This window comes from Paenibacillus sp. IHBB 3054, assembly GCF_051594305.1.
Lineage (GTDB): Bacteria > Bacillota > Bacilli > Paenibacillales > Paenibacillaceae > Paenibacillus_AQ.
In genome coordinates this window covers 649,440-676,179 of the sequence record NZ_JBOFBG010000001.1, presented here as the reverse complement: position 1 = coordinate 676,179, position 26,740 = coordinate 649,440, and the positions used below count along the sequence as shown (strand labels likewise).

The following is a 26,740-nucleotide window of genomic DNA, read 5'->3' as shown; positions in this document are numbered from 1 at the left end:
ATGTCCTCCTTATTCGATCCATACAATAGATTGGCGCTGCGTATCACTGAGCTGCCAGTGCTGTTGGAACATTCGCGGAACCCGGGTTCCTAGCATGGAAGCTCCTTCGAAATAGGCATGCTCAAACGCTTGGACAGCCGTGAAATCTGCGGCATCCAGATTGGCATGCTCAAAGTGGATTCCCACTAAACCGGGCAACCGCAGTCCCTTGTTCCGGTAGGTTTCTCCGCTGGCCTGACTGAAGTCCACACCTTTCATATGGGCGTACCGAAAGTCGGCATCTGTAAGCAGACAACCACGGAAACTACCGTCTTCCACATCCGCTTGCTGCCAGCGGCTCCCCACCAAGTTACAGTTGTGATACCGGCTTCCCTGCAGATGGCTGTGACTGAAATCGTTATAGCGCAGGTCCTTGTCTATAAGCTCCAGATGATGAAGCGAGAGGTGCTTCAGATTCTCGTAGATGAAAGGTTCCTCTGTACTGGCTTGCATCAACTGCTCTCTTATCTCATCCCCTTGTGGGAGGTGTTCGTCGTCGACATATATATTTTCACTGCTATCCATATACTCACCCGTGCGAATAAGCAAACGTTCCGCTTTCAGAATCGTCTGATATTCGGGCATCAGGACAGCCTCCCCTATGGCCAAGCGCAGGATTGAACTTACAAATTGATGGAATAAAGGCATTGACTCCAACAACAGCCGTTCGATGTCTGCCGGATTGAGCACACCCATATATCGCTTGCGCTCCTGCTCCAAGGTTGACAGCATGGTACTTATTGGAGCATACGCCCAAGAGGCGTCATAGGTGGACTTGCAGTCCGAGTCATCCTCGTACCACGCCGTATCGTAAGCCTCAGTCATACAATGGTAGGTTTGTTCAAGCACTTGGGTACGTAAAAAGGAATAGTGAATATAGCCTATGGGAGCTTTCAGCTCCCGCTGCTGCATGCTGTGGATGTGGAGGCATAAGGATCTGAAAGACGCCTTGAAACCGCTGATCAGCTGGCTCTGCTCCCGGTGATATGCCGTTTCCAGCATGTTCAGTTGTTCATCCAGCAAAGGGTTGAAGTATTGCTTTCTAAAATGCTGCAAAGCTGCTTGTTTATCCATATTGACTGCGTGTCGCTCCTGTTAGTTCATTTTAATTTCCTTACCGGAAAAAAGTGTTTTGTCATCGAGTGTAATCTTGTTGCCCTTTCCAGACAGCTCGATTTTGGATGCAGACATATAGATGCTGCCCGATTTCATGACCAGGTCGGTGGTGGCGCTAATATTCACATTTTTACTGCTGACAATATCAATCCCGGTTTTATCATTGATGACGATGGACATGCCGCTGCCGGAAATGACGATTTGATCCGGGGCCAGCATAATTTCTTTACCGTATTTGGTGCGCAGCGTTTTGATCGCCGGATCTGCCATGCGGTCTGGTGCAGGTGCGGCTGCCGTCAGGGACGAAGATGATTTGGCTTCAGAAGATTGAGCAGCAGTAACGGATGCAGCAGAAGTGTGCTCAGTAGGAGGAACTTCTCTTTTTACCGAGCTGATGGCATAGCCTTCTTCCTCTTTGTAACCGGGAAAATAGATGCGGATATGATCGCCTTCTTCCGGCATACAGTACCAGCCGGTGTTGTCTGCTGATGCGTAGATGGTTGAGTAGGGGAACCAGTAATCGGTATTCGGATCCTGCTGGTCATCCATATCAAGTGAGGCGCGGATTTTGTCTCCACGAACGCTGAGCACTTGTCCCTGAATCGAAGCGCCGATGATAGAACGGTTGTAGTCTTTAATAGGCCGCAGTCCACTGCGCGGCGACAGCTTGCACGTATGGACAAGTACTCCTTCTTGCATTTCCGACACTACCTCGGCCACCAGCAGGAGACGTCCTTGAAACTTGACCTCATATCCGGGCTCAAGCAGTTTATCCGTTACCAACTCATATTGGATAAAGTCCGCATCCCTCACCCCGGGAATATGATTGTCAGATGCAGTCTGGTAAGCGCCGATCCGCTTGCTCACTTTGAAGTTGGGCGATTGGATATCTCCCTTGCTCAAGCTCATGGGTAAACCGAAATAGAACTTGGGCACCCCATAGCCGACTGCAGGAATGAGCGGGGAGTAAAAGTGAGAAGCCATACGTTTGAGGAAATTCCAATCGGTCTCATCATATTGCATGATAAAGGTGCCAATCGGCTGCTTGCCGCTGGCAACATCCATGGTCTCGGCATGCGGATAAGCGGACATAATGCTCTCAATAAGGCCGGTGTATGTAAGTCTGGGATTCTGGAAAGAGCGTTTGTGGCGCTTAATATCCAGTTCATAAGTATGGGAGATGGCTTCAACATTGAGGTAATGAACACCATTCACCACTTTCTCTTCAACATTCAGGGCGAGACCCCGAAATAGTGGATGGCGCTTGCCGTTCTGATCGGTAATAAAGGCTTTGACCTGAGTTTTATCATCGGACGCTCGTATGTACAGTTCTCGATTGTTCTCGGAGATGATTCCGGTGCAGATCATGCGGGCATGCTCATTGACAGCTTTGGTAATTTTCAGTACATGAAGACGCACAAAGTCATAGGGCATGATCTCGATCTGACCGTAAGTCACGGTGTGTTCCATGGGCAGCCTCCTTCTGGGCAATATAATGTAATTGCTTGAATATCCAGAATATGTATTTATCGGTGTAATGAGGATATTTATTTACATTAAGCTCCATAGATTGGGATATTTGTACTTCGGACGATCATTCTATTAATGTTTGTAAACTTAAACATTAGAACTTCTAAACTTCTTGACGGTTAGTTCTTTGTGGGTTAGTATGAGGATAAGAAGCTTCTGAATGCTAGAAGGAAAGCAAAATATACGAAGGTAGGAGAGGTGCTGTGTATTATGAAATACGATGGAAGTCAGGCTGGCACAACAGCGGTGTCCAAGATTCAGATGTATCTCACAGGAAAGCCGTTTAACCGGAATGAGGCTACACAGATACTAGAAGGCCTCAAAAGCTACAACAGGAACCGCAAGTATGGGGAAGAACTTACTGGATCATGCCAGGAAATTTTCAGCTATTTTAAATCCAAAACAAAAAACAGATTTACAGACGAGTTAGCATATGACAACTTCTTTAAGAAAAATGGGATTGTCGATTATGCAACGCTTGAGATTCAAGCAGAGGACTACTACGAACGCTACAAGCTTTAAGAATTATAATCACTTTATCCCCGGCCTACGTGTGAGAACCTTGAGAAATCAAGGTTTATTTTTTATAGAGAACTATAGAATGTAAGTTTAATCTTTTGTTTTTATTGAAACTTCTAAAGTTCAGAAGTTTTTTTGATTGTATGCATACTTTTTTACTTGTATACTTAAAGCGAATATAGGATTGTGCAATTTATAAAAAGTAGGAGTTGATCAGAATGAGTGGAGAACAATTTAGCTCAAACGCTGAGGAAATCAGATATTATATTAAACAATTGCTTCAAGATGGTGCGATACATGGCATTGAAGAAATGCGAAGTTATGTTGAACGGCATTCTTCCAACAGTGCGAATTTTACTACTGGCATGTATACAGGGGCAATACGTGATCTTGTGCGTAATAGCGGGGGGCATTATGCCAATCCGGTTCGGGGCGGCTATCAATTGGTTCAAGAGCCAATCGTGAAGTCGGCAGGCTCCGAGTTGCGTCAAAATGTGCTTACCGTGATCGATAATACATGTGAATCTCTAACAGAAGCATGCACGATTAATATAATTGGACTTTCGCAGGCGGAATTAGCTGTCGCGAATAAGGTAGCTGATCTAATAGCCTATTTGAAATCAGCCGCTGATGAAATTCGGCAGGAATAATAAGTCTTTAATAAGTTTGCAGTCCAACTAACAATAGAAAAGCGGCGGTCCTTTGGACCCTGCCCGTCTTACAGGCAAAGGCCGAATGGGCCACCGCTATAGGATTACTTCAGTAATGGGGATAGAAAGTCACATTTTAAGGCCGAATGCCGGATATGAGGATGCCGTTCTTGTACAGGGTAACATGATCCCATGTGCTGAAATCCACTTTGCTTGGGTCAAAGGAGTAGTCATTGGCTTCGTTGAAATTACTCCAGTCGCTTTTATGCAGGCGCAGCTGGATATCTCCGGTCTGTCCCCCGGCAGGAAGACTGCCCGCGTTTGAACCAAAGGTGAGCTCCACATAGGAATCAGCGGAAGTGCCGCTGAAGCTGCCGAATGCGGTAGTGATGTTGGCTGCACCGATTTGCGCCCAATCAATAACGGCATTCAGCGATTGTGTCCCATCCTTGGTGAAGTAATAACGTATTTGTAAGTCACTTAAGCTGACTGCGGAGGGCCCATTGTTCTTGATATTGAAATGGGGTTTGATCTGGTTGTCATTGATGTTCGTATCCGCAGCCCGGTAGTAGAGGGCAAGTCCTGTGGGGGCTGCAGTTGGGGTGGGTGTAGGTGCGACGGTTGCTGTTGGTGACGGCGTTCCTGGGGGGCTAACCGTTGGGAATGCAGTAGGCGTTGCGGTAGGTGCTGTCGTAGGTGACGTTGTTGGGGCTGGAGTTGGAGTGGTTCCATTGTCGGGAACAGGTACATAACCGGGCGTTGTATAGATTCTGTTCAGAACAGAGGTTGCCTGTGTGCCGTACACACTGTTCACAACGGTATTTCCCCATTCCGAGAGCGTGCCTGCCGGACCGCTGGCCAAGTCCAGATATTCGACACCGCCGCCATTACCGTACCAGGACCAGGCCAGCCAGCCTACTCCTATTTGCTGCGAATAGCTCATGATCGTCGCTTCATCAACATCGCCGCTGGTGTGCTTGTACCCAAATTCTCCAATAATAACCGGCAGACCGAGGGCCAGAACACTGTCGATATTGCTTTTGACTGTTGTGGCTGTGCCACCGGCATACTCATACATATGAATGGAGAAAATCGTATTTTTGAGCGGATCGGAGCTAAACACTGCATTGCCGCTGTTGAAAATCGAACCTGGATATTGTCCCCAACCGGCGGAATCCACGACAAGCGTATTTCTGATTCCCGCGGCCCGGAGGGCAGGAATGGCGGATTGATAGCCGCTGGCCCAGGTAGCCGTACTCCAGGAACCAAACCATTCGTTGGCAATGTTGACGATGACCCGGTCTTCCTTGCCGATCAGCGCATCCTTTATGCTAATCCAGTAATTTACGGCAGCGTTCAGATCAGAGATGTTGTCTGAACCTGTGGCATCATGCACTTCAAGCATAGCGGTCAGTTTGTACTCATCGCACAGCGCCAGAATATGCTGGACATCTGCCACACTGTCGAGGGACCATTTGCTGCCGTTCGAAAGCACGATGCGAACGACATTGGAGCCGGTGGCCGCTATGGCGGGAATGGCCGTTTCCAGGTCGTTTTTGTACCAGGTATGTGCATGGTTAATGCCTCTCATTACGAAAGGGCTATTGGTTGCATCGTACAAATTGGAACCGCTTACATAAAATCCTTTGACCGATGTACCTGCCGCTGCTGCCTGCTTCTGAGGGAGTGAGAGGGAGAGGATGAGGACGCAAGCCAGAGCCACTAGACTAATGCTGCGGAACGAAAATAATTTGCCGGATTTCATTCATAGTTCCTCCTCAAATGGATATTGAACTTGCTTCGGAAGCCAGCACTGCCGAAAGAAATGGAGAATTCAACTGAAGAATACTCACAGAAGCATAAGTTAGGCTTGCAGCATTGATCACCTCCCATATATATCCAACATAACATAAAAAGGTTTATATGGGAATGTTTATAGATTTGTATTTTAATCTTCTTTGAACTTTTCGGAAAAACCTTTTATTCTATCTACGAAAATTCCTTTCAGCTGATCCGTGCCTTCCTTCGGCGCTGCATAGGCCTTATAACCGCCAAAGGATTCAATGCAGACCGCTGCTTTTTTTAGTTCCTCAGGAAAATTCGCCTCGATGATTTCTTCAGTTTTTTTTGGCTTTTCGTTGCAAATGTAGTAACCCACACGCTTTTTCAGCAGTTCGGTTTGATTTTTTTTGATGAAATCGCGGATCGGTTTATACAGCTTTCCGTCTCTTACTCCAGCTCCAAGAATAACACTATCAAATTCCTCCAGGTTTGGTTTCCCGGAATCAATATTGCAAAGCGTACAGTGAGAAAGCTCTTCCGATAGGATTTTGGCACATTGCTCTGTGGCTCCTGATTTTGTAGCGTATAAAACGACTAATGACATTGTTCCGCACCCTTTCAGAAAAATATGTTGGATAGACGAGAAGGTTATTTGACGATTATCTAGATTATCAAGATATATTAATTCTAAGTATTGATCGAAACTTTGTCAAGCAAGGTGCGAGGTGTATGGTGAAGTGGACTTGCTCTGCTGCTGCAAAGACACCGGCTAGATGGGCCGATTTCTCAGGTGCTTTTGCTATATTTTCCGGGAGAAACTCCGGCAATATTTTTAAAGGTGCGGATGAAATTGGCATAATCATTAAAACCGGCCAGGTAGCAGGTCTCGGATACTGATTTTCCTCCAGCCAGCAGCTGCTTGGCCAGAGCTATTTTTTTTAGCAGTACATAGCGGTAAAGGGTGCCCCCGGTTTGTTGTTTGAACAGGTGGCTTAAATAGTATTTATCAACGGCCAGCTCACTGGAAACCTGCTCCAGCGAAAGGCCGGTGTGCAGATGGTTGTCGATATAATGGATTGCCGATTCGATCAAGGCGGAAATAATGCTGGGAACCGGGGAATGTGACTTGTTATAGAGACCATTGATGAATACCAGCAACTGCACAAGATAGGTCAGGGCGAGCACATCGCTGCCATACTGCGGGTGGTTTAACGCATCAATCAGCCGGGAAGCCAGCCGCATATATTCATTCAACTGAGGTTCGTCCATATGGGAAATGTTCTGCTTGCCCGGTTGATGGTTTTGGAAACAGGCCAGGAGATTCGTCTCCGCGGTACAGAAGGGATACACCAGCTCTGCTTTGAAATGGATGGTTACCCGTTCATAGGGTCCCGGTGACAAATTGATGATTTTATGGATTTCTTGATTATTGAATACCAGCACAGAGCCTCTTTGCAGCGGATAGCAATACTGGTCCACGAAGCCGTTCACTGTTCCGTTCAGAAAGAGAAAAATTTCATAATGGTCATGAATGTGAAAATCTTTTGTAGGCGATAAGGGTGAATTTCCGATTCCCGCCAACAAGGGCGCGGCAATTTTCTCATAATACTGGGAATGTTTCATAAGTTTAACGGCCTCCACATATAGCAATATTCGCAAGAAATCAAACATTAATCGCAAAGAACTTGCATTACTATAAAGGTAAACTAGGAGGGGAAATAACTCAATACGGCAGACAGTATTCGGTTGGTTGATATGAAGGGATGGACTGATCAGGAGGGTTAATAATGCTCGAAACCAAGGAAATAAGACAAATGCTGCTGCGCATGGAATCGTCCAAGCTGTATCTGGCTGATTATCCGGAGATGCTGAAGCAGAAGGTGCTCGGTTCGCCGGCCTTGCAGCCCATGCTGGCAGAGATCCGGGCGGAGGGTGAAGCGCTGCTGGCGACAGCGATTCCAGAGCTTTCTTACACATTGTTTCGGATTTATTTCGAAAGAGGCACCCGGATGGAGTATGAGACGGCCTATTTCAACAGGAGAAACCGGCTGAGAACCTTTGGGCTGCTGGCATGGCTAGAGCCGGATAACCTTGTGTTCCGTGATGCGCTGTGCGATACCTTATGGGCAGTCTGCGACGAGTATACCTGGTGCGTTCCGGCACATCTTGCCGGTGAGGCGGAGAATGATCCCGCGCTTCCTGAAGGTTCGATTGCAGCGGGCAAGGAAGTACCGGCAGCCACAATAGATCTATTCTCGGCGGAAACCGCTTTTGCGCTTGCAGAATTACTGCATCTGCACGGGGATAATCTGCCGCAACTTGTACGTAAACGGGTCATCTCCGAGGTGCTTCATCGTGTGCTGATTCCATTCACCGAGCGCAGCTTTTTTTGGGAAGAATCCAAGCATAATTGGGCGGCCGTCTGCGCAGGTTCTGTCGGAGCCGCAGCATTGTATATCCTGGACAATGCCGAGGATACGGCGGTCGTGCTAGCCCGTGTACTTCCTGCGATGGACAGCTTTCTGTCAGGCTATCCTGCTGATGGCGCGTGCACGGAGGGGTATGGTTATTGGCAATACGGATTCGGATTTTATGTTTATTTTGCGGATCTGCTGAAGACCCGGACCGGTGGAGCACTCGATTTGCTGGCAGAACCTAAAATCCGGCAAATTGCCATGTTTCAGCAAAAAGCATTTCTTGATGATTGCCATACCGTGAGCTTCTCCGATACCCGGACAGTAGCAGGCGTGTTTATGGGCTTGTCCCACTATCTGCATGCCCGGTTTGAAGAGGTTGACATACCGTCGCGCAGTTATGAGGCCGCTTACATGGAGGATCATTGCTACCGCTGGGCTTCGTCGTTACGCAATCTGATCTGGCAGCATGGGGAGACGGAGGGACAGCCATGGAGGCCGGCTTCCTACTACCTGCCGGAAGCGCAGTGGTTAATTTCCCGGCATGAATCGCAGGGACGGCGGTTTGTATTTGCCGCCAAGGGCGGGCACAACGATGAGCCGCATAATCATAACGATGTCGGCAATTTCATCCTTTTTGCCGAGGGGACGACACTGTTAGCAGATATGGGGTCCGGACAATATACCAGCGGATATTTCGGCCCGGAACGCTACAATATTCTGTGCAATGCAAGCTTCGGACACTCTGTTCCTATCATCAACGGAATGGCCCAGTCGCCGGGCGGGCAGCACCGGGCAGCCGATGTTCAAATGGAGAGCGGGGAGCTGACGGAAACCTTCTCGCTTGACCTGGCCCAGGTCTATGAGGATAACAGTTTGCTGCGGCTGAAACGCCGGTTCACATGGACCAAAACAAGTCAGCCCGTGCTTATGCTGGAGGACAGCTATCAGTTTGCCTCTCCGCCGGAATCTGTTACGGAAAGATTTATTACCCCGCTGAAGCCGCGGATTGAAGAAGATGCAGTCATCCTGTCTTCGGATCAAGCTGCGTTAAGGATTGTCTTTGACAATAAGCTGCTGGCCCCGGAAATCCAGGTATTACAGCATAAAGCTCATCGTGGACGCCTGGCAACCTTTTATGCCCTTGATTTTGCGGTCATCCGTACGGAGCAGAACATGAAGCTGTCACTGCGCTTTGAGTTGTCCGGAGGATAACGTCCGCTCTCTTAAGAGCAGCAAGAATACCTACTAAGAAATAGGGAGAGGATCAGAAGATGGAATATCATTTGACAACCGATGACCGGCAATGGCTGGAGGGAATATGGGGAAATATCCGCAAAAAAATGGCTGTGGAATGTGAAAGAATCGGCACAGACATTCCATTCGAAGCCGAGAACGGCAAATATATAGATATGGGCAAGCAGGACATTTACTGGTGGACCAACGGTTTTTGGCCGGGAATGTTATGGCAAATGTATCATGCCACCGGAGAAGAGCTTTACCGGACCACTGCGGAAGGCGTGGAGGCCCGGCTGGACGAGGCGCTGGAAGGCTTCGAGGGATTGCATCATGATGTAGGTTTCATGTGGCTTCATTCCGCCGTGGCGAACTACCGGATCACCGGGAATGAAAAGTCGAAAATCCGCGGATTGCACGCCGCGTCGCTGCTGGCTGGCCGTTACAACCCGCTGGGACAATTTATCCGTGCCTGGAATTCTCATTCCGGAAATGATTGTACAGGCTGGATTATTATTGACTGCATGATGAATATTCCGCTGCTCTATTGGGCCTCCAAGGAAGTCAATGATCCCAGATTTAAAGCGATTGCCATCCATCATGCGGACACTGTGCTGAAGACAACAATCCGTGGCGACGGTTCTTCGAATCATATTGTCATGTTGGACCCTGAGAACGGGGAGTTTATTGATAATCCCGGAGGACAGGGGTTTGACAGCGGTTCTTCGTGGAGCAGAGGCCAGGCATGGGCGGTCTACGGGATGGCTCTCAGCTATAAACACACTGGAAAAACGGAATATCTCGATGCAGCAAAGCAGGTAGCCCATTATTTTATCGCAAATGTTGCAGAGACCGGCTACATCCCGCTCGTGGATTTCCGCGCTCCGGCGGAACCGGTATGTTACGACACTACTGCCGGGGTATGTGCGGCTTGCGGTCTGCTTGAGATTGCCGGGCATGTCAGCGAATACGAGAAACCGCTGTATATCCGCTCTGCCATCAAGATTCTGCAGGCGACCGAGCGTAAATACTGCAATTGGAATCCTGAAGAGGATTCGATTGTCAGCGGTGGTACGGGAGCATATCACAGTGAAATCAAAGAAATTCCGATTATTTACGGAGACTATTTCTTCATTGAAGCTGTGTTGAGATTGCTGGATAAAGATATTTTCATCTGGTAGAACTGGGCTTCAGCCTATAACTTTTATAAAAATGGGAAGCAGTGAGAGTTTAACTCGCTGCTTCCTCTTTTTTATAGTGTGGTAAAATGGTAATGATTTATAACCGGAAGGAGTCTTTCTATGTTTGATATAAATAGAATCAAGGAGCTAATCCCGCACCGATATCCATTTTTGTTGGTCGATAGAGTCATCGAGCTTGAAGAGGGGAAACGAGCGGTAGCGATTAAAAATGTGACAGTTAATGAGCCGTTCTTCACGGGGCATTTTCCCGAGTACCCGGTTATGCCGGGGGTGCTCATCGTTGAGGCCTTGGCACAGACCAGTGGCATTGCCATGTCCAGTTCAGAGGAAGACAGCAATAGAATTGGACTGTTGACGGGCATCGACAATTGCCGTTTCAAACGTCAAGTAAAGCCGGGGGACCAATTGCGGCTCGAATTCGAAGTTACCCGGGTGAAGGGACAGATTGTCAAAGGCAACGGAACCGCCACCGTCGATGGAGAACTGGTCTGCCAGGCAGAGATCATGTTTGCCTTCAGCAACAAATAATTGTGAGTAATGCAGTCTCGCCAGAATAAATCGCTCCTTATTGAAGTGGTTGTGTGGTACCTCCATTTTACTAAAAGGGCGATTTTTTTTGTTTTTTTAAAAGAAATTAGAAACAATTCCCGCTTAAACAATAGACACCCCCGCTTTGCCTATGCTTTGTAATTATGCAGTGCTGGCGGCGCCTGCTGTTCCTTTTTATACTCGTTGGGTGAGAGGCCGACCTCTTGTTTGAACAGCTTGGAGAAATAGGAGTAGTTGTTGTAACCTGTTTTATTGGCAATGGTATAGACGGACATATTGGTCGTTTCCAGCAGGTGCTTGGCGGCTGCGATCCGGACTTGAATGACATAGCTGCCGAGGGAGACGCCGGTCTCTCTCTTGAACAGCCGGGCCAGATAATCCGGATTGAGATAGACGATTTCCGCCAAGTCATTGCGCGTCAGATCATCCCCGTAATGCTTATGGATATGCTCCTTGATTTCTTCGGCAATGGAAGTGGGCTGTGCGGCAAAGTCACGGTATTCCATGGCGGTGTTGACCAGATACTTCAGATATTCCTCCATATCCTCAATGGAGCTCAGCGAATGCATCAGCAGCTGATCATTGGTTTTGCCGGTATACAATTTATGCGCCTGTATCCCCTTCAGCTTCAGAAAGGAATACACAAGCTGCACAATATCCAGCCGGAACAAGCCCAGGACAGAGGTGTCGATAGCTTTGTTGCTCAGCATATGTTTCAGATGCGAGATGGATTCTCCAAGAAAATCGGCAAGCTTGTTCTGATTGAGCAGCTCCTCCAGATGTGCCAGATCCGGCGGAAGGTAGACAGGTTTATTTTGCCGGGAGTACGCTTCCACGGAGAAGGTCTGGTTGCGGCATTTGGTCAGCTCTTCATCCATATTCAGCAGTTGTTTGAGAATAACACCGACCTTATTCAGTGTGCCAGGCAGGCCGATATTGCAGCAGACATCGCATTTTAAGTAGGGATTGGCTTTTTGGATAAAAGAGGCACTGAACGCTCTGAGCACCCCGGCGTCCTCCGGCGGGTCGTTCCATTTTAATATGGCGATCCAGTTATAGTCTTTAACTTCCAGGATGCTTTCTATGGAGAAGCCCGGATGGTTCAGCAGTTCGTACAGCACATTCAGCAGCGCAAAATCAAACAGGCCTTTTTCTTCTTTGCCCATGCTTCCATTGTGGGGAAACACGTTGAACAATATGGGCTGCAGGAGATCTTCCATTTGATAGGACAGGTTCTGCTCTTCAATTGCATGGGCGATGCCCCCCGGTTTAAGCGGGAAGGAGGTGCTGCTGCTGACCAGCTTGCGCCAGAAATGCTCAAGATTTTTCGCTTGATTCTTTTGCCAGAAGTAACCGCCCCGAATCGCCTGCTCGTTGCTTTGCTGCTCCGCTGCCCGCACGACAGCTTTTTGAATGATTAGCATCAGCTTGTCAAATTCGATCGGCTTGAGAAAATACTCAAAGCTTTGCAATTCGATGGCCTTCTGCGCATAATTGAAATCAGCATAATTGGTAAGCAGGATGGCTTGAATACTGTAATTCTGCTCACGAATCCACGCCAGAAGCTCCAGTCCGCTTCCTTGCGGCATTTCGATGTCTGATATCAGAATTTGCACCGAATGCTTCTCCAGAATTTCCCGCGCTTGCGCCACGTTATTGGCCGTATACACAGTTTCGATATTCAGCATTTTCCAGTCTATTTTCTTCTGCAAGGCGGCAATTACGTAATAGTCATCATCCACAAGTAATATATTCATAAGCTTCTCTCCATTCCTGATGATAGATCCGGCTGATCCGGCAGGGTCAAGGTGATAACAGCGCCGCCTTCCGGCAAATTGGAGAAGCTGACGGACGCTTTTTTAGCATAAAGGTATTCCAGGCGCTTAAGGGTGTTCATGATGCCGATATGTGTGCCTTTCGTCTGATCCAGCGGCAATCCGGAATGAAGTTTCTCCAGAACCTCCGGCGGAAAGCCCGGTCCGGTGTCAGAAATTTGGATAATGGTCAGCTCAGTGTCTTCCTCGTCCGCGCAACGTCCGACGGTAAGCTTAATCTGCACTTCCGAATCTCTGGAAATCGCATATTTAATGGAGTTCTCAATGAAGGTTTGCAGCACGAGCGGAGGAATCATCACGCTGCCAGCCTGTTCAGCCATCTCGATATGATAGATAAAGGCATCCCGGTAACGTTGACGCTGAATTTCCAGATACATCCGCACATGCTCAAGTTCATTCTCCAGCGGAACAAAATTCTCGCCGTTCTGGAACAAATAGCGGAAATACTTGGAGGTCGACATCGCCATATCCTCGATCTCCTGATACATTTGAATTTGCGCCATGCTGTAAATGCTGGTCAGGCAGTTAAGGAAAAAATGCGGTTTAATCTGCTGCTTCATATAGTCCAGCTGGATTTGCTGTTTCTCCAGTTCCTGCTCGTACATGGCAATTTTAAATGTTTTGATCTGCTCCACCAGGTCTTTGAACTGGTCATTTGCCTGTTCCAGCTCAATAAGCTTGCTGCTCTTCAGATCCGCCGGCTGCCCGTCTTCATTAATACGTGCCAGATTCTCGGAGAAGCTTTGGATCGGGCCAAGTACCCTCCGTTTGAAAAAGAGCATAACGACACATATCGTTGAGGTGACTATGAAGAACAGCAGCATAATGAGCAGCTGGGCGATCATGATTTTCTCAAAGGCTCCGAATTTAATAACCATCTCAGCGCTGAACGTTGTACTCGTGAATTCACTGTTGATCGTGGTACGGGGCTGCAGCCGATTGAAAACGCCATCATTGTTCTGAAGCACTTTGCCGTTGTTGGAGACCGGGCTGGTAAGGCTGATGCCGCTCTTATCCACCAGGGATGCATAACCGTTGGCTCCCAGATTGATCTGGCGCAACGGACGGATCAGATGATCCGCCGAGATGAGACCGATGAGATAGCGGTTATAATAAGGAACAATGTTGATCACATAATATTTGCCGTTTACGAGCACAGGCGTCCATTTGGAATAAAACTTCTCATACAGCTCTTTATCATCTATATAGGAAATGATCTGTTTCTTCAGCTCCCGGTAGTCGGTATAGGTCACGCTGATCGGAGCGCAATTCAGAAAGTAGGACTGATTCTTTAAATAGTAGAAGAAGTTATACTCCAGTCCGTAGTTTTTCTGCAGCTCGGTGAACCGTTTATGCAGGTTTTCATTTGCTTTTAAGAACTCGATGCTGTTGATCCGGAAAGCGTTCATCGTGTTGAGGCTTTCATCATTGGCCAGTGTCCAGCCCATATAGTGATTAATGTAAGCAAAATCATGATTGATCCGGTTGATATAGAGGTCAGCGGTATCCTGCAAATACCTTGTGGACTGCTGCTTGACGATAAAAATAGAAGCGATGCTGATTGCCAAATCCAGAACAAGCACGGAGAATGAAATCAGAAGCATAACTTTCACATAATGACGAACAGGGTACAGTTTGGTTGCTGCTTTACCTGAAGTTGTATTGGCCATAGTTCCCAAATCCAGTATCCTTTCCTGCGCAGCCATTTCTATGAATGCGTTTTTATAAGTAACAAAATCATTATAAAACCTTTATATGAAAAAAACATAAGAACAAGTTGCCGTTTCAGCGCAAAGTCCGGAAAGAGCAAACAAAAGTCTGGAAACTGTTATTAAAAAGAGGCCGCGGATAATTTTGCAGCTTCAATATTATGTAAGCGGATGCAGAAGTCCGAATAAGAGGTTCAAAGTGTCCGGAATGCTGAGCGGCAAGCAGGTATGATTAGAACTGCAAAGAGGATGTATATATCGAAATGGGGGATTATGAAATGGGTGAACAGAGCAAGAAATCATCGGCAAAGAAATGGATGACCGGACTTCTGGCAGCCGTAATGGTCATGGGACTTGCCGGCTGTGGCGGCAACAACAAGGAGAACAATACCGCGGCGACCGAAACGGGCGGGTTCAATAAAGAGGGTCTGCCGATTGTAAGCGAGCCGGTGACCCTGAAGATTCTGACTGTCCGCTGGGGCAGCATGGGCGATACTTTTACCCAGAACCAGTGGCTTAAGGATTTGGAGAAGAACACCAATGTGAAGATTGACTGGCAGGTGATGTCATCCAACGACTGGGCCGAGCAAAAATCCATTATGTTAGCAAGCGGCACCCTTCCGGATGTGGTACTGGGGGATCAGACCTTCTCCGATTCCGACATCGTCAACAACTTAAGCTACTTCCGTCCGCTGGATGATTATATTGATCAGTATATGCCTAACCTGAAAGCGGCAATGGAAGAAACGCCGGATATGAAGAAAATCAGCACTTTCCCCGACGGGAAAATCTACTCTCTGGCCACAAGACTGCCTTCGCGTCCAAAGAGCTCGCGCCAGCCTGTAATCAACAAAACCTGGCTCGACAAACTGGGTCTCGAAGTGCCGGATACCCTTGATGATTTGTACAATGTATTGAAAGCATTCAAAGAGCAGGATCCGAACGGAAATGGCAAAGCGGATGAAATTCCTTATATTGAAGTGAGCAATGACCTCATCAGTCCTTTCGGGATCACCGATCTGAATACCAACAACATGCTGGTCAAGGACGGGAAAGCAGTATACTACCCTACTTCGGAAGCGTTCAAGGAAGGCCTCAAGTGGGAAAATAAACTCTACAACGAAGGCTTGCTGGATAAAGAGCTGTTTACACAAGACGACACCATGAGATCGGCCAAATTCCAGAGCCCGGATGCTCCGGTTGTAGGCTTCTCGTACCAATGGACTCCCGATGCCGTATTTGGCAAATGGGGAGATCAGTATGAAACCATTCCGCCGATTGCCGGACCGGATGGCAAACGTTATACGATCGGCAATCCAATCGGGATGAATCTGGCCCGCAACGAGCTGCTGATCACCTCTTCCTGCAAAACACCGGAAATCGCTGCCCGCTGGGCCGATCAGTTCTACACCAATGAAGCAAGCATTCAGAATTTCTGGGGAGCTATCGGCACTGTTATCCAGAAGAACGATGATGGCACCTATACGCTCATGGACCCGCCAGCCGGAACCAGCGCGGATGCCTGGTACTGGGATCAATCGCTGCGTGATTTCGGGCCGAAATATGTAAGCCCGTCTTTTGAAAAGAACATCGTGTTGAGCAGCGAAAGCGGCGACGGCTTGAAGCTGCAGCTCGATAAGCTGGGCAGCGAATACGTAACAACGCCTTTCCCTAACGTAATGTACACTGCGGAAGAATTCCAGGAGCTGCCTACCTTGACCACCGATATTGATACCTATGTGAACACCATGCGGGCCCAATTTATCAGCAAGGGCGGAATTGATGATGGCTGGGATGCATATGTGAAGAAGCTGAACGACATGGGACTTGAGAAGCTGATCAAGATCCGTACTGAAGCTTACGAACGTTATATGAGCGTAAAATAACTCATTTGACTCCACGAATCCGCCCTGCGCAGCTCACTAGCGCGGGGCGCATTGTATTCATGGCTCAGCAGACAAGGGATATGAAGTCCACTATCCGCAAGGAGGCAGTTATGACAGTTACACTTAAGAAAGTGGCCCGTAGAGCCGGAAGGCAAACTGGGAAACCGTGCAGGCGAATGGGCCGACATCGTGGATTTGGACTATAACCATCCCGGGTTGTGGGATGTTCAGATTGAAACCCAGAAGATGTGGGCAACGTTCGTAGACGGCTTTCGCTGCGACGTTGCACCGCTGCTGCCGCTGGACTTCTGGCAGCACGCCCGCCAAGAGGTGGCGGCGGTGAACCCCGGCTGCCTGTGGCTCGGTGAATCCGTCGAACCGGGATTTCTGCTGGATCTGCGTTCCAAAGGTCTGGTGAGCCTGTCCGACGCTGAAATTCTGCAGGCTTTTGACGTCTGCTATGATTATGATATTTATCCCGATTTCGCCGGATATGTTGCTGGAGAGCAGACGCTTGACAGCTATGTGGAGAAGATCAATGCACAGGAGTATATCTATCCGGATAACTATGTTAAGCTGCGGTTTCTGGAGAATCATGACCGGGCCCGCGCCAAAGCGCTGTTTCCGGATGAACAGAACCTGATCAACTGGACCGCCTTTATGTATTTTCAGAAGGGGATGCCGCTGATCTACGGGGGACAGGAAATGGAGAATGAGATACGCCCCGACCTGTTCGACAAGAGCACGGTGAACTGGAACACAGGAAAGGACCTGTCCTGGCTCTTTAGAGCGCTGAATGTCATCAAGAAAAAAGAAATTATTGCCCGCAGCGTCTGTCTCCTGAGAGCTGAGGAGGCGGACATTGTGGTTGGGACCCATACCTGGGGAGCGCAGAAGCTGGCAGGCGTGTTCAGCCTGAAAGGGAAGCCGGCAGAGGTAAAGCTCGACTTTCCCGATGGAGTGTACCGCAATCTGATTGACGGCAGTGAGGTGACCGTTTCCAAGGGCAAACTGTTCTGCGCAGCCGCGCCTGTCATACTGGAGCTTGAACAATAAGTAACACTCAACGATCCCATGGAAAAACGTCCGGCACACCACCCTGTGCCGGACGTTTTTTTTGCTGGAATAGTGAAAGTCCGGAAAACAGCAGGGAAAGTCCGAATACCCTATGGCTTCCCGTTCATCCCGGAACTGTTCTGCATTCTGACGCAGAAACGAACTCTAAAAGTCCGGTTAACGCGCCTTATATGTCCGGTAGGCGCAGAAGCAGAGGCGATATACTGAAAGCAATTAAACAGATAAACAGAATCAGGAAGCGGATGCTTACAAAATTTTAGGGGGGATTTCATGAAATCCGGTCAAGCCAGTCCGGCACGGGCATTCGGACAAATGAAACGAAATTGGGGACTGTACCTGTTACTGCTTCCCGCTGTGGTGCTTACATTATTATTCGCCTACAAACCGATGTATGGGGTGCTCATTGCTTTTAAGGATTATAGTCCGGCGATGGGTATAAGTGACAGTCCATGGGCGGGATTCAAGTATTTCGAGAAGTTTTTTAATTCCTATCAGTTTTCATCGACGATTAAGAATACATTGATCATCAGCTTGTACAGCCTGCTTACGTTTCCAATCCCGATTCTGCTGGCACTGATGGTCAATCAGATGCGGCCAAACCGGTTTAGACGTTTTTTTCAGACCGTGTCCTATATGCCGCATTTTATTTCAACCGTGGTTATGGTTGGGCTGATGATGATTCTGCTGTCCCCAAGCACCGGGCTTGTCGGTAATCTGTACAGTTTGTTTGGCAAAGAAGCCCCCGATCTGATGGGCTCCTCCAGCCTGTTCAGCAGTGTCTATGTCTGGTCGGATGTGTGGCAGCATGTGGGCTGGGACAGTATTATCTTTATCGCTGCTCTGTCTGCGGTGGACCCCAGTCTGTACGAGGCCGCTACTGTAGACGGAGCAAGCCGCTGGCATAAAGTCCGCTATATTGATATTCCGATGCTGATGCCCACAGCGGTTACACTGCTGATTCTGCGTGTCGGCGGGCTGTTGGGGGTTGGCTTTGAAAAGGTCTATCTCATGCAGAACGATCTGAATGCCACTTCAAGCGAAATTCTTTCAACGTATGTCTACAAAATTGGTCTGCTCAGCAGCCAATACAGCTTTTCCTCGGCGGTCAACCTGTTCAACACGGTCATTAACTTTATCTTACTCATTATCGTCAATCAGATTTCCAAAAAACTCAGCGAAAACAGCTTGTGGTAGAAAGGAGGAACTTAGACATGGGAGTCTTGGAACCTGTAGTGAAAGAGAACATGGGGAAAATAAAAAACAACCGTTCCTCGGACACGGTTATGGAATATGGAATGTATGCCATTGCGGTGGTCTTTCTGATCATCCTGATGTACCCGTTGTATTTTATTATTATCGCTTCGTTCAGTGATCCTTCTGCGGTGGCGGGCGGACAGGTGTGGCTGTTCCCCAAAGGGTTCACCTTTGACGGCTACAAAGAGCTGCTGCGGCATGAAAACATTTGGATCGGGTACCGGAATACAGTGCTCTACACGGTGGTGGGAACAGCCATTGGGCTGGTGGTCAATATCTCGGCGGCTTATGCACTGTCCCGGAAGGATCTTGCCGGACGAAAGTTTCTGTCGCTCTTCTTCATCTTTACGATGTTTTTTAACGGCGGTCTGATTCCGACCTTCCTGACGATCCGCGATTTTCATATGTACGATACCTTCCTGGTCATGGTGCTGCCTTTTTCAGTAGGCGTTTATAACATCATCGTTGCGCGTACTTTTTTCCAGACCAGTATTCCCGGAGATTTATGGGAAGCGGCGCAGATCGACGGCTGCGGGAACCTGCGTTATTTTGCCCAGGTGGTTCTGCCGCTCTCCAAAGCTATCATTGCGGTGCTGGGATTATGGATTGCTGTCGGCTACTGGAATTCTTATTTTAATGCGCTGATTTATTTGAAAAATCCGAACCTGCATCCGCTGCAGCTGATTCTCCGCAACATTCTGATCACCAATCAGATGCAGTCGGGCATGGGGACAGGCGAAGCTGCCCAAATCGCGCTGCGTTTGGCTAATATGATGCGCTATTCCGTGATCATCGTTGCCACCGTTCCAATTATGTGTGTGTATCCGTTTGTGCAGAAGTATTTTAATCAAGGGGTTATGATCGGCGCCGTGAAGGAATAGCACTTTTGGCACGGAGCTGATAGCCTGTCCGGTCACACAGCCGGTAGACAAGCAGACAGGCGTTGCTGAATTCAAGGCTTGGCTGCCGGAAGGGATCTGGGTGGATTACTTCAGCGGGAAAGTATATGACGGCGGAAGGAGGCTGTTTCATCCTGCCAGCGGTAATACAGCAGTTGTGCCGGAGCGGCGGACCTGGAAGCTGTCCTTTGTCGGCTTCGAAAGCCCGTACTCCTTTTCCTCAATCCTCATCCCCAAAGGTTAATAGGCCACACTCAAACCCCTTCACCACAGCCCCGATTCTTGTCTTCACCCCCAGCTTCTGATTGATTGCGGCCAGATGGTATTCGACAGTCCGCTGGCTTAAGGCCAGCTCTGTGGCAATTTCCTTGTTGGATTTCTCCTTCGCCAGCCAGCGCAGCACTTGTCGTTCAGTTGTTGTTAGCGCGTCTGGAGAAGCGGAAGCCCGAAGATGCTCAGGGACCAGAATATTGCCCAGCACACTTTGTTTGATCGCGTTGATAATGATGCTGTATGAGCTTTGTTTGGAGAGGTAGGCATGAACGCCGATTCGGTACGCTTTGTAGTAGAACTCTTCGTAGGTATAGCCTGATAATAGAATAATCTTCAGCACATTGCCGTAGTTCTCTTTCAACAGCCGGGCTACCTGGAAGCCGTCCATCTGTGGCAGCGAGATATCCATCAGCACTACATCCGGGCGCAGCAGCGCCGTCTCTGCGAGGAATTCTACCGGATCTGTGAAGGTCCGCAGAACTTCAAGGCCGGGCTCCTCGTCCAGACGGCTCTTAAGCCCGTCCAGCACAAGGGGGTGATCATCAAGAATATACAGGGTTATATTGTCATTCATGAGAAGACTGCTCCTTATAAAGAGGTATTTTGAGTGTGACAGAAGTTCCCTGTTCCGGTACAGAGTCAATCAGAGCCGTTCCACCCAGATGCTCCATCTGTTCACGGATCGACAGCAGTCCGAAGCGGGGGCGGCCGTCGGCAGGGGCCGTAATGGCAATATTTCCGTTGAAGCCTATACCGTTGTCGGACACACTGCAATAGATGCTGTCACCGTCTATCCATACACGGACCTTCAGTTCGGAAGCCATCGCATGCTTGAAAACGTTGACGACCAGCTCTCGGGCTGCCCGGAAGAGGTTCGCCTTGATAAAGACAGGGAAGGAGTCCTGCATTGGAGCCTCAATCTGCAGGGTTACGTTAAGCTCCTCCAGGCGGTTCATGTCTTGCAGCAGCCAGTGCAGGGCTTCCTGCAGATTACCTTTGTCCAGAATATGTGGATATAATTGATCGCTGAGCGCCCGGATGCTGCGCTGAGAATCGGCCAGGCATTTGAGCCATTTCGCATTGCGCTCCTGCTGGTACCTTCCGGTATCATGCAGCTCCTCAAGGTCCCGGGACAAGAAGATCAGGTTCTGCAGCAGGTCATCATGCAGGAAATAAGAGATGCGGACCTTCTCCGCTTCTCTGGCCTCCAGCAAGCCCTGGCTATAGCTGCGGAAATCATGCACCTGGCGCTCGTAATGGTCAATCTGCTTTTGATTGTCCTCATATTCGTGCCTCAAGCGGAGCAGAAGGCGGGCGTTCATAAGCATCTGGACAGCTTCACTGCGGAATTTCTGGATGATCCGCTGTTCTTCGGCAGAGAACAAGGTCTGATTGTGCTTCGGTCCAAGGCACAGGTAGCCAAGCCGCTGCTCCTCCAGTTCATGCACCAGCTCGAATACGGCAGCGTATTCGCTGCCGGCGGACCATTCAGGTTCAGGGGTGTCCCGTAACGGAGCTGGACCCTTCGTCCCTTTCTCCTCGTAAATCCCTGTGTTATGTACTAGCGGCAGGGAACTGTCATCGTAATAAACCAGTGTAAGACCTTCTACTTCAATCATATCCTGCAGGAGCTCAGCGAACAGCTTGAGGATATCGCGGATATTCTTGTTACCGGCCAGTTGTAGGGAGAGAAGCAGCTTCTGTTGCTCCAGCCAGTCTTTTTTGCGCTTTTCCCCATGCTGCAGCCGCCGCAGCAGCAGACGATAGCCGCCGGTCAGCAGCGCCAGCAGAATGAACAATAGCACCGCGTATCCTATCGAACCCCAGACGGTTGTCAATAGAAATACCACTAGTGTCAGGCTGAAGTACAGGCTGTGCGCGGCCAATCTGGGAATATAGAATCTCATGTCCAGAACCTGACGCTGGACGAGCAGATAAGTGAACGTTGCAGAAATCGGCACCAGACCAACCAATGCATATTCTGCCGTGATCCAATACCGTTCCCATAACAGATAGGGCAGGGCATACAGCCATACATAAGGAAGCAGACTTACGGTTATTCCTGCAAACAGGATGTAGAGCTGATTTTTCTCAATCCGGTCGAATTTGCTCCAGTGCCAGACCGTTATGGCAGCCATCAGCAGCAGTGTGGCAAGCAAGGCCATATTCAGAACGCTGGTCACCCAGTCATATACATGACGCTGCAGCATAAAGCCTACAGCAAAGACCGAGAACATCAGCGAGTAGACCTGATAACCCCGCAGCAAGGCACGGAATTTTGAATAAATAGGACGGAAGGCAAACAGCAGATAGAAGGAAATTATCGCATAAGGCATCCAGATTGCACAGAAAGTGAACAGGTAGCCGGAGAGCACAAGCTCATCCGAGAACAGCGCCACTATGACGAATGCAAACAACAGATTCATCAGCAAAAATCTGCGGATCAGCAGCGATTCAGGATTCTTGCACAGGGCATAAGTGCCTACACCCACCAGAAAGATTTCCATGACGAAGGCAAAGCCATTCTCCAGTTTGTCTCTGCTGCCAGCTTTAAGCTGAATGGTATACGGCTGCCCTTCCTTGCTGTCAACCTTCAGACTATGGGTTCCCGTAAGCATTCGCCTTCTGTCAATGATAAATACTTCCGGTTCCGGCTCCCCATCGAAAGCGAGAATACGATCACCTGGTTTGAGGTTTGTTCTCGAACCAGGGCTGTCCCTATCGATTCTGGAGATCATCCATTCGCCGTTGGAATCCGGTTCCACGCTGATGCCTGAGTAGGGATTGGTGAATAATTGAATCTGTATATAGGTTGTGGCAAGCACAACAAGTCCCATGAAGATGTAGATGATCCTACGGCTGACACGGGGGCGTTGAAGAAAGCTGAACATGGTTCACAATCCTTTATCACTCTTTTCTTAAAAGTATATGATAAAACAGGCGATTCGTCTCGAATCGCCTGTTCGGCTGCCCTGTTGTTACAGCAGGTTCTGCAGCAGCCGGTAGATTAAAGCTGCGGCCTCCTGATTCAGCATTGGATCCTGTGCCCTGTAATTTACTTGCCCGTCTGACAACTCTACGTCAGGACCATAAAGGCCACGGCCAACCACATACTGGACACCCTCGGCAGCCCAGTCCGAGAAGGGCTTTTGCACATCAGCCTTCACCGGGGCGGCTCCCAGGCCAATACGAGCAATCCGCCAGACAAAGGTTGCAGCCTGTTCACGTGTCAGTGGCAGGTCGGGGCCGAAATAACTGCCCGGCAGTCCTTGAACGACACCGTAATCAAGCGCAGTCTGAATGGCAGTCTCATAAGGGCTGCCCTTGGTGTCTTTGAATGCGCTGGGCCGGGTCGAAGATTGAAATCCGGCAAGAGGTATCAACTGGGCAATGAATTGTCCGCGTGTAACTGGGTGATCCGGCTGGAAGGGTCCAGTGCTTTCAGGAATGGCGCCTAACTGAACAAGATTATAGATGTATTTGGCATAGGGATGATCAGAGCCCACATCGCTGAAGTGCTGGGGCTCAGGCAGCTTTTCAAGCCAGCTGTCGGGCTGGTTGTAATAGAAGTACAGCACCTTGCCGTCGGCATCCAGCTTGAAGCCTGCCGGCTTGTCTTCTTCATCATAAAACAGCAGCTCGTCAGCCTGCCGCAGCTTATGCTCTCCGAACACATCCTTAACCAGGAGTGCTCCGTCTACTGCGGTGATCTCCGAAGTTAAGGCTGGTGTTCGCAGGTGGCGGTACAAGCCTGCGAAACGCTGCAGCTGCTCTTGGGTAGCTGCAGGTTCGATGGAAGCGGGAGCGCTTGTCTCAGGGAAATAACGGCTCATGAATTGATGGAACAAGGGCTGGCGCAGATTGCCTTTATCACTGTTCAGTGCAAGGAAGATTCCCGTGTTCTGCTCAGGCAGCAGCCATAGATTAGTATGAAAGCCGGATAGATCGCCGCCTTTCTCCGCAACCTTATATCCGTTGTAGTCCTGCGAGTAGGTAGACTCGAAGGCATAACCGTTTCCTGGAACCTTAGGATGGATCGCTACACTGCTGTGCTCCATGGCCTGTATGGATTCTGGTTGGAGAATCCGGTTCTCCCCCTTCTTCCCGCCGTTCAGCATCGCAAGCATGAACTGGGCCATATCCTTCCCGGTAGAAGTCATGCCGCCTTCAGGAGCACTAAGCGGGTCGTTGGGAATCTGCTCGGTCGGCTGCAGTTGATTATCATAAGGGGTGGCCATCCGCTTGATCACCTTATCATCGAAAATGAAGCTGGTGTTGCCCATCCCGAGCGGTTTGAATAGCTTTTCGGCCATGTAATTCTCAAAGGGCATCCGGGAAACTTGTTGAATGATGTAACCTTGCAGGGAGAAGCCGAAGTTGTCATAGCGGTAGACCTCACCCGGCTTGCGGACGATTGTAGGCATCTTCTCCTTCACGAATTTCTCCAGTGTGGAAGGGGTCCCGGATTCAAGGACATCTCCGTTGTCGAAACCGGTAGTATGGGTCATTAGATGTTTGAGGGTAAGCGGGAATCCGCTTGTGTTGTTAATGTGCAGACCCGGCAGATAGCTCTGCACGTCTGTGTCAAGATCAACCTTGCCTGATTCGCTCAGCTGCATCACGCCTGCTGCAGTAAACAGCTTGGATACGGAAGCCAGACGAAACAAGGTCTTCTCCGCATCAACCGGCTGTTTGGCAGCAACATTGGCATACCCATAGCCCTGGTTCAGCAGAATCTTTCCATCCTTAACGATGACTAGAACAGCTCCAGCCAGCTGCTCCTGTATCTCTTGCTGCTTAAAAAAATCATCGCCAAACCGCTTCGCATCCTCCATGTTGAGCGTAACCGCAGAGGGGGAGCCTGGCGGACCGGCGGCAAAGGCAGAGAGGGGGAACATCAAGAAGGCCATAACAACAAGCATAATTTTTCTCATAAATGTGCTCCTTTGATCAGGTTGAGCCCTTATCCTATCATAATTGCATCAGCCTGAAATCCGTAGAAGCGGGCAGCGGGCGCGGACAAGCCGCATGAATTTTGCGGGATCACGCAAAGGGGAGGCTGGTAGGCTGCGCCTGATTTGGCATAGCCGAAGTTTTTACAAACACAAATAAGAAACCTGCTAATAATCTCAGCATGTTATAATCTGGAATACTTCGCAAATATGCTACATAACAGTGACAGCAGCTTGCAATTCGATTAAATAAAGGCTATTATAGACTAATAAAGTCTTTGATTGAGGTGGAAGATGAAATATTCAAAGGCAACAAATTATGCGCTGCATACGATGCTCTTTTTGGTGGCGGCTGCGTCTGACAAGCCGGTAGGCGTACAGCAGTTGGCAGAGCGGCAGGAGGTTTCCCCTACGTATCTGTCCAAGATATTGACCAAGCTAGTGAAAGCTGGACTGATCGAGTCGGCATCGGGTGCGAATGGCGGTTATCGGCTCAAGCGTAAGAAGGAAGACATTTCATTTCTCGACATCATTCATGCCATTGAAGGCACCGCCTCGTTGTTTGATTGCACGCTAAATCATCCCAGCGAGTGTCTGATTCAGCAGGAAATGGTGGAAGCCGAACGGCGGATGGAAGATTATTTGCGGAATAAAAAAATCTCCGAGCTTGCTGCACAGATAACGGTGGCTTTATAACCGCCGTTATTTTTGCAATTAAATTATAGATATAATAAGTCTGTTAAGTCTATTAAATGCAGGCTAAATGATATTCAAGAAAGGGATGAGCAAAGATGGCAAAAGATTTATTTGATATTCAATTGTGGGAGCAGGCGTGGAAGGAGGACCCCTCATCCACGGCCAACCAGATGAAGCGTGCTGGCATTGATCCCACGCATGGGTTCGATCATAAGGCCAAGGTGTTTGATGAAGAGGTATTCAGTGAAGGCGGAAGACGCAGAAGTGAGCGGATTATCGGCTGGATGGAAGGGCAGGGAGTGGATTTTGCCGGACTCAGCGTGCTGGATATCGGTGCGGCTTCAGGGGGCTTCAGCGTACCTTTTGCCGAGCGCGGGGCCAAGGTTACCGCCGTTGAGCCCAACGTACCGCTGGCTGATTTATTTGAGGCCAATACAGCCCGTGTCAGCCCCGGAAAAGAAAAGATAACCTTAGTGCGGGAAGCATTCGAGGACCTTGACATAGCTGCAATGGGCTGGGAGAAAGGATTTGATCTGGTATTCGTCTCCATGTGTCCGGTGATCATTGACTGGGATAGCGTGGAGAGAGTGCTGAGCTGTGCCCGTCAATATTGTTATATCAGTACTTCAGCTGGGAGCAGACAGCATAGTCTTATTAATGAGGTAATGCCGCTGCTGACCGGGAGGGAGATACACCCGGATTCCTCAGATATGGCGTATTTGAACCATCTGCTTTACTTGAAAGGGTATGCCTATGAGTCCATTGTGACACGAGAAATGAAAAGCACCGAACTTTCCGTAGAGGCGGCAATTGAAGAGGTCTTGCAACTGTTGAAGATGTATCATCTGCCTGCCCACGAAGTTTCCCGGAATATTGTTACGGATTATATACGCAGCACGTATCAGGAGAAGAAGGTAACGGTTCAGCAGGGCGGACGTTTCGGCAAGGTGCTGATCCGGCTGCAGGATCAGAATATGTACAGCAAATCATAAAACGTAGAATCAACCGCTTCTAAGGTGTATTTTCCTTGTGGAAATACGCCTTTTTTCTTTGCGGCCGCAGCAGAATGCGAAAATTGTCGGCCAACCATTTCTATCAGGAGCTGTAAAATGCTAAGATAGG

Annotated in this window: 21 protein-coding genes and 1 pseudogene; 12 read left to right on the top strand and 10 right to left on the bottom strand. The window is 49.0% G+C overall.

Annotated elements, in window-relative coordinates; translation table 11 throughout:
• Positions 1 to 9: 9 nt before the first annotated feature.
• The gene (locus ACQ76X_RS03320) at positions 10 to 1,113 is read right to left on the bottom strand and encodes a pentapeptide repeat-containing protein (protein WP_438491481.1); all 1,104 of its coding nucleotides are present in this window, start codon (positions 1,111 to 1,113) and stop codon (positions 10 to 12) included.
• Between the two features lie 21 nt (positions 1,114 to 1,134).
• Entirely contained in the window at positions 1,135 to 2,625 is a 1,491-nt protein-coding gene (locus ACQ76X_RS03315) for a hypothetical protein (RefSeq protein ID WP_438491480.1), read from the bottom strand.
• Positions 2,626 to 2,895: 270 nt separating this feature from the next.
• Between ACQ76X_RS03315 and ACQ76X_RS03310 the strand changes: the two genes are divergently transcribed.
• Positions 2,896 to 3,207 (top strand): hypothetical protein, encoded by a 312-nt coding sequence (locus ACQ76X_RS03310; RefSeq protein ID WP_438491479.1) that lies wholly within the window; start codon positions 2,896 to 2,898, stop codon positions 3,205 to 3,207.
• A 215-nt stretch (positions 3,208 to 3,422) separates the two neighbouring features.
• On the top strand, positions 3,423 to 3,854 hold the full coding sequence (locus ACQ76X_RS03305; protein WP_438491478.1) for a hypothetical protein: 432 nt from the start codon (positions 3,423 to 3,425) through the stop codon (positions 3,852 to 3,854).
• Between the two features lie 136 nt (positions 3,855 to 3,990).
• On the opposite strand, the gene ACQ76X_RS03300 is transcribed toward ACQ76X_RS03305, so the two are convergent.
• The 3 genes from ACQ76X_RS03300 to ACQ76X_RS03290 all read right to left on the bottom strand — a co-directional run bounded on the left by ACQ76X_RS03300 (position 3,991) and on the right by ACQ76X_RS03290 (position 7,259).
• The gene (locus ACQ76X_RS03300) at positions 3,991 to 5,619 is read right to left on the bottom strand and encodes a cellulase family glycosylhydrolase (RefSeq protein WP_438491477.1); all 1,629 of its coding nucleotides are present in this window, start codon (positions 5,617 to 5,619) and stop codon (positions 3,991 to 3,993) included.
• 183 nt (positions 5,620 to 5,802) lie between these two features.
• The gene (locus tag ACQ76X_RS03295; RefSeq protein ID WP_438491475.1) at positions 5,803 to 6,240 is read right to left on the bottom strand and encodes a flavodoxin domain-containing protein; all 438 of its coding nucleotides are present in this window, start codon (positions 6,238 to 6,240) and stop codon (positions 5,803 to 5,805) included.
• Positions 6,241 to 6,422: 182 nt separating this feature from the next.
• Complete coding sequence (locus ACQ76X_RS03290; protein WP_052092233.1) at positions 6,423 to 7,259, bottom strand: AraC family transcriptional regulator; 837 nt, start codon at positions 7,257 to 7,259, stop codon at positions 6,423 to 6,425.
• A gap of 164 nt (positions 7,260 to 7,423) precedes the next feature.
• On the opposite strand from ACQ76X_RS03290, the gene ACQ76X_RS03285 reads away from it, so the two are divergent.
• From ACQ76X_RS03285 to fabZ, 3 genes are all read left to right on the top strand, one after another.
• Positions 7,424 to 9,265 carry a hypothetical protein gene (locus ACQ76X_RS03285; protein WP_438491473.1) on the top strand — a complete coding sequence of 614 codons (1,842 nt, stop codon included), beginning with the start codon at positions 7,424 to 7,426 and terminating at the stop codon, positions 9,263 to 9,265.
• A 59-nt stretch (positions 9,266 to 9,324) separates the two neighbouring features.
• A complete protein-coding gene (locus tag ACQ76X_RS03280) occupies positions 9,325 to 10,467 on the top strand; it encodes a glycoside hydrolase family 88 protein (protein ID WP_438491472.1) in 1,143 nt (380 codons plus the stop codon).
• Positions 10,468 to 10,587: 120 nt separating this feature from the next.
• Positions 10,588 to 11,016: a 3-hydroxyacyl-ACP dehydratase FabZ gene (gene fabZ, locus ACQ76X_RS03275; RefSeq protein ID WP_438491470.1), complete on the top strand. Its 429-nt coding sequence runs from the start codon at positions 10,588 to 10,590 to the stop codon at positions 11,014 to 11,016.
• Positions 11,017 to 11,165: 149 nt separating this feature from the next.
• Here fabZ and ACQ76X_RS03270 read toward each other — a convergent pair whose 3' ends face one another.
• Both ACQ76X_RS03270 and ACQ76X_RS03265 read right to left on the bottom strand, forming a co-directional pair.
• Positions 11,166 to 12,794: a response regulator transcription factor gene (locus ACQ76X_RS03270; RefSeq protein WP_438491469.1), complete on the bottom strand. Its 1,629-nt coding sequence runs from the start codon at positions 12,792 to 12,794 to the stop codon at positions 11,166 to 11,168.
• On the bottom strand, positions 12,791 to 14,542 hold the full coding sequence (locus ACQ76X_RS03265) for a sensor histidine kinase (RefSeq protein ID WP_438491468.1): 1,752 nt from the start codon (positions 14,540 to 14,542) through the stop codon (positions 12,791 to 12,793). The genes ACQ76X_RS03270 and ACQ76X_RS03265 overlap by 4 nt, the downstream gene beginning before the upstream one ends.
• A 317-nt stretch (positions 14,543 to 14,859) precedes the next feature.
• Between ACQ76X_RS03265 and ACQ76X_RS03260 the strand changes: the two genes are divergently transcribed.
• The 5 genes and pseudogenes from ACQ76X_RS03260 to ACQ76X_RS03240 form a co-directional block, all read left to right on the top strand.
• Entirely contained in the window at positions 14,860 to 16,467 is a 1,608-nt protein-coding gene (locus tag ACQ76X_RS03260) for an extracellular solute-binding protein (RefSeq protein WP_038600383.1), read from the top strand.
• Positions 16,468 to 16,656: 189 nt separating this feature from the next.
• The gene (locus ACQ76X_RS03255; protein WP_438491466.1) at positions 16,657 to 17,523 is read left to right on the top strand and encodes an alpha-amylase family glycosyl hydrolase; all 867 of its coding nucleotides are present in this window, start codon (positions 16,657 to 16,659) and stop codon (positions 17,521 to 17,523) included.
• A gap of 291 nt (positions 17,524 to 17,814) precedes the next feature.
• Complete coding sequence (locus tag ACQ76X_RS03250; protein ID WP_340897173.1) at positions 17,815 to 18,738, top strand: ABC transporter permease; 924 nt, start codon at positions 17,815 to 17,817, stop codon at positions 18,736 to 18,738.
• A gap of 17 nt (positions 18,739 to 18,755) precedes the next feature.
• On the top strand, positions 18,756 to 19,679 hold the full coding sequence (locus ACQ76X_RS03245; RefSeq protein ID WP_438491464.1) for a carbohydrate ABC transporter permease: 924 nt from the start codon (positions 18,756 to 18,758) through the stop codon (positions 19,677 to 19,679).
• Between the two features lie 13 nt (positions 19,680 to 19,692).
• Positions 19,693 to 19,941, top strand: a pseudogene (locus ACQ76X_RS03240) (hypothetical protein); the annotation flags it as partial.
• On the opposite strand, the gene ACQ76X_RS03235 reads toward ACQ76X_RS03240, so the two are convergent.
• The 3 genes from ACQ76X_RS03235 to ACQ76X_RS03225 all read right to left on the bottom strand — a co-directional run bounded on the left by ACQ76X_RS03235 (position 19,918) and on the right by ACQ76X_RS03225 (position 24,904).
• Positions 19,918 to 20,544 carry a response regulator gene (locus tag ACQ76X_RS03235; RefSeq protein ID WP_438491462.1) on the bottom strand — a complete coding sequence of 209 codons (627 nt, stop codon included), beginning with the start codon at positions 20,542 to 20,544 and terminating at the stop codon, positions 19,918 to 19,920. The pseudogene ACQ76X_RS03240 and the gene ACQ76X_RS03235 overlap by 24 nt on opposite strands.
• Positions 20,537 to 22,861: an ATP-binding protein gene (locus ACQ76X_RS03230; RefSeq protein WP_438491460.1), complete on the bottom strand. Its 2,325-nt coding sequence runs from the start codon at positions 22,859 to 22,861 to the stop codon at positions 20,537 to 20,539. Before ACQ76X_RS03230 ends, ACQ76X_RS03235 begins: the two co-directional genes overlap by 8 nt.
• A gap of 87 nt (positions 22,862 to 22,948) precedes the next feature.
• Entirely contained in the window at positions 22,949 to 24,904 is a 1,956-nt protein-coding gene (locus tag ACQ76X_RS03225) for a serine hydrolase (protein ID WP_438491458.1), read from the bottom strand.
• Between the two features lie 312 nt (positions 24,905 to 25,216).
• Between ACQ76X_RS03225 and ACQ76X_RS03220 the strand changes: the two genes are divergently transcribed.
• On the top strand, positions 25,217 to 25,618 hold the full coding sequence (locus tag ACQ76X_RS03220) for an Rrf2 family transcriptional regulator (RefSeq protein WP_076113395.1): 402 nt from the start codon (positions 25,217 to 25,219) through the stop codon (positions 25,616 to 25,618).
• A 95-nt stretch (positions 25,619 to 25,713) separates the two neighbouring features.
• Positions 25,714 to 26,610 (top strand): methyltransferase domain-containing protein, encoded by an 897-nt coding sequence (locus ACQ76X_RS03215; protein ID WP_438491456.1) that lies wholly within the window; start codon positions 25,714 to 25,716, stop codon positions 26,608 to 26,610.
• Positions 26,611 to 26,740 lie beyond the last annotated feature (130 nt).

Bases quoted from the DNA above. Each gene is read 5' to 3' on its own strand.
- ACQ76X_RS03300 (WP_438491477.1), bottom strand. From the start codon at position 5,619: ATGAAATCCGGCAAATTATTTTCGTTCCGCAGCATTAGTCTAGTGGCT.
- ACQ76X_RS03250 (WP_340897173.1), top strand. From the start codon at position 17,815: ATGAAATCCGGTCAAGCCAGTCCGGCACGGGCATTCGGACAAATGAAA.
- ACQ76X_RS03280 (WP_438491472.1), top strand. From the start codon at position 9,325: ATGGAATATCATTTGACAACCGATGACCGGCAATGGCTGGAGGGAATA.
- ACQ76X_RS03225 (WP_438491458.1), bottom strand. From the start codon at position 24,904: ATGAGAAAAATTATGCTTGTTGTTATGGCCTTCTTGATGTTCCCCCTC.
- ACQ76X_RS03220 (WP_076113395.1), top strand. From the start codon at position 25,217: ATGAAATATTCAAAGGCAACAAATTATGCGCTGCATACGATGCTCTTT.
- ACQ76X_RS03305 (WP_438491478.1), top strand. From the start codon at position 3,423: ATGAGTGGAGAACAATTTAGCTCAAACGCTGAGGAAATCAGATATTAT.
- ACQ76X_RS03290 (WP_052092233.1), bottom strand. From the start codon at position 7,259: ATGAAACATTCCCAGTATTATGAGAAAATTGCCGCGCCCTTGTTGGCG.
- ACQ76X_RS03265 (WP_438491468.1), bottom strand. From the start codon at position 14,542: ATGGCCAATACAACTTCAGGTAAAGCAGCAACCAAACTGTACCCTGTT.
- ACQ76X_RS03295 (WP_438491475.1), bottom strand. From the start codon at position 6,240: ATGTCATTAGTCGTTTTATACGCTACAAAATCAGGAGCCACAGAGCAA.
- fabZ (WP_438491470.1), top strand. From the start codon at position 10,588: ATGTTTGATATAAATAGAATCAAGGAGCTAATCCCGCACCGATATCCA.
- ACQ76X_RS03310 (WP_438491479.1), top strand. From the start codon at position 2,896: ATGAAATACGATGGAAGTCAGGCTGGCACAACAGCGGTGTCCAAGATT.
- ACQ76X_RS03285 (WP_438491473.1), top strand. From the start codon at position 7,424: ATGCTCGAAACCAAGGAAATAAGACAAATGCTGCTGCGCATGGAATCG.
- ACQ76X_RS03215 (WP_438491456.1), top strand. From the start codon at position 25,714: ATGGCAAAAGATTTATTTGATATTCAATTGTGGGAGCAGGCGTGGAAG.
- ACQ76X_RS03320 (WP_438491481.1), bottom strand. From the start codon at position 1,113: ATGGATAAACAAGCAGCTTTGCAGCATTTTAGAAAGCAATACTTCAAC.
- ACQ76X_RS03270 (WP_438491469.1), bottom strand. From the start codon at position 12,794: ATGAATATATTACTTGTGGATGATGACTATTACGTAATTGCCGCCTTG.
- ACQ76X_RS03315 (WP_438491480.1), bottom strand. From the start codon at position 2,625: ATGGAACACACCGTGACTTACGGTCAGATCGAGATCATGCCCTATGAC.
- ACQ76X_RS03260 (WP_038600383.1), top strand. From the start codon at position 14,860: ATGGGTGAACAGAGCAAGAAATCATCGGCAAAGAAATGGATGACCGGA.
- ACQ76X_RS03245 (WP_438491464.1), top strand. From the start codon at position 18,756: ATGGGAGTCTTGGAACCTGTAGTGAAAGAGAACATGGGGAAAATAAAA.
- ACQ76X_RS03235 (WP_438491462.1), bottom strand. From the start codon at position 20,544: ATGAATGACAATATAACCCTGTATATTCTTGATGATCACCCCCTTGTG.
- ACQ76X_RS03230 (WP_438491460.1), bottom strand. From the start codon at position 22,861: ATGTTCAGCTTTCTTCAACGCCCCCGTGTCAGCCGTAGGATCATCTAC.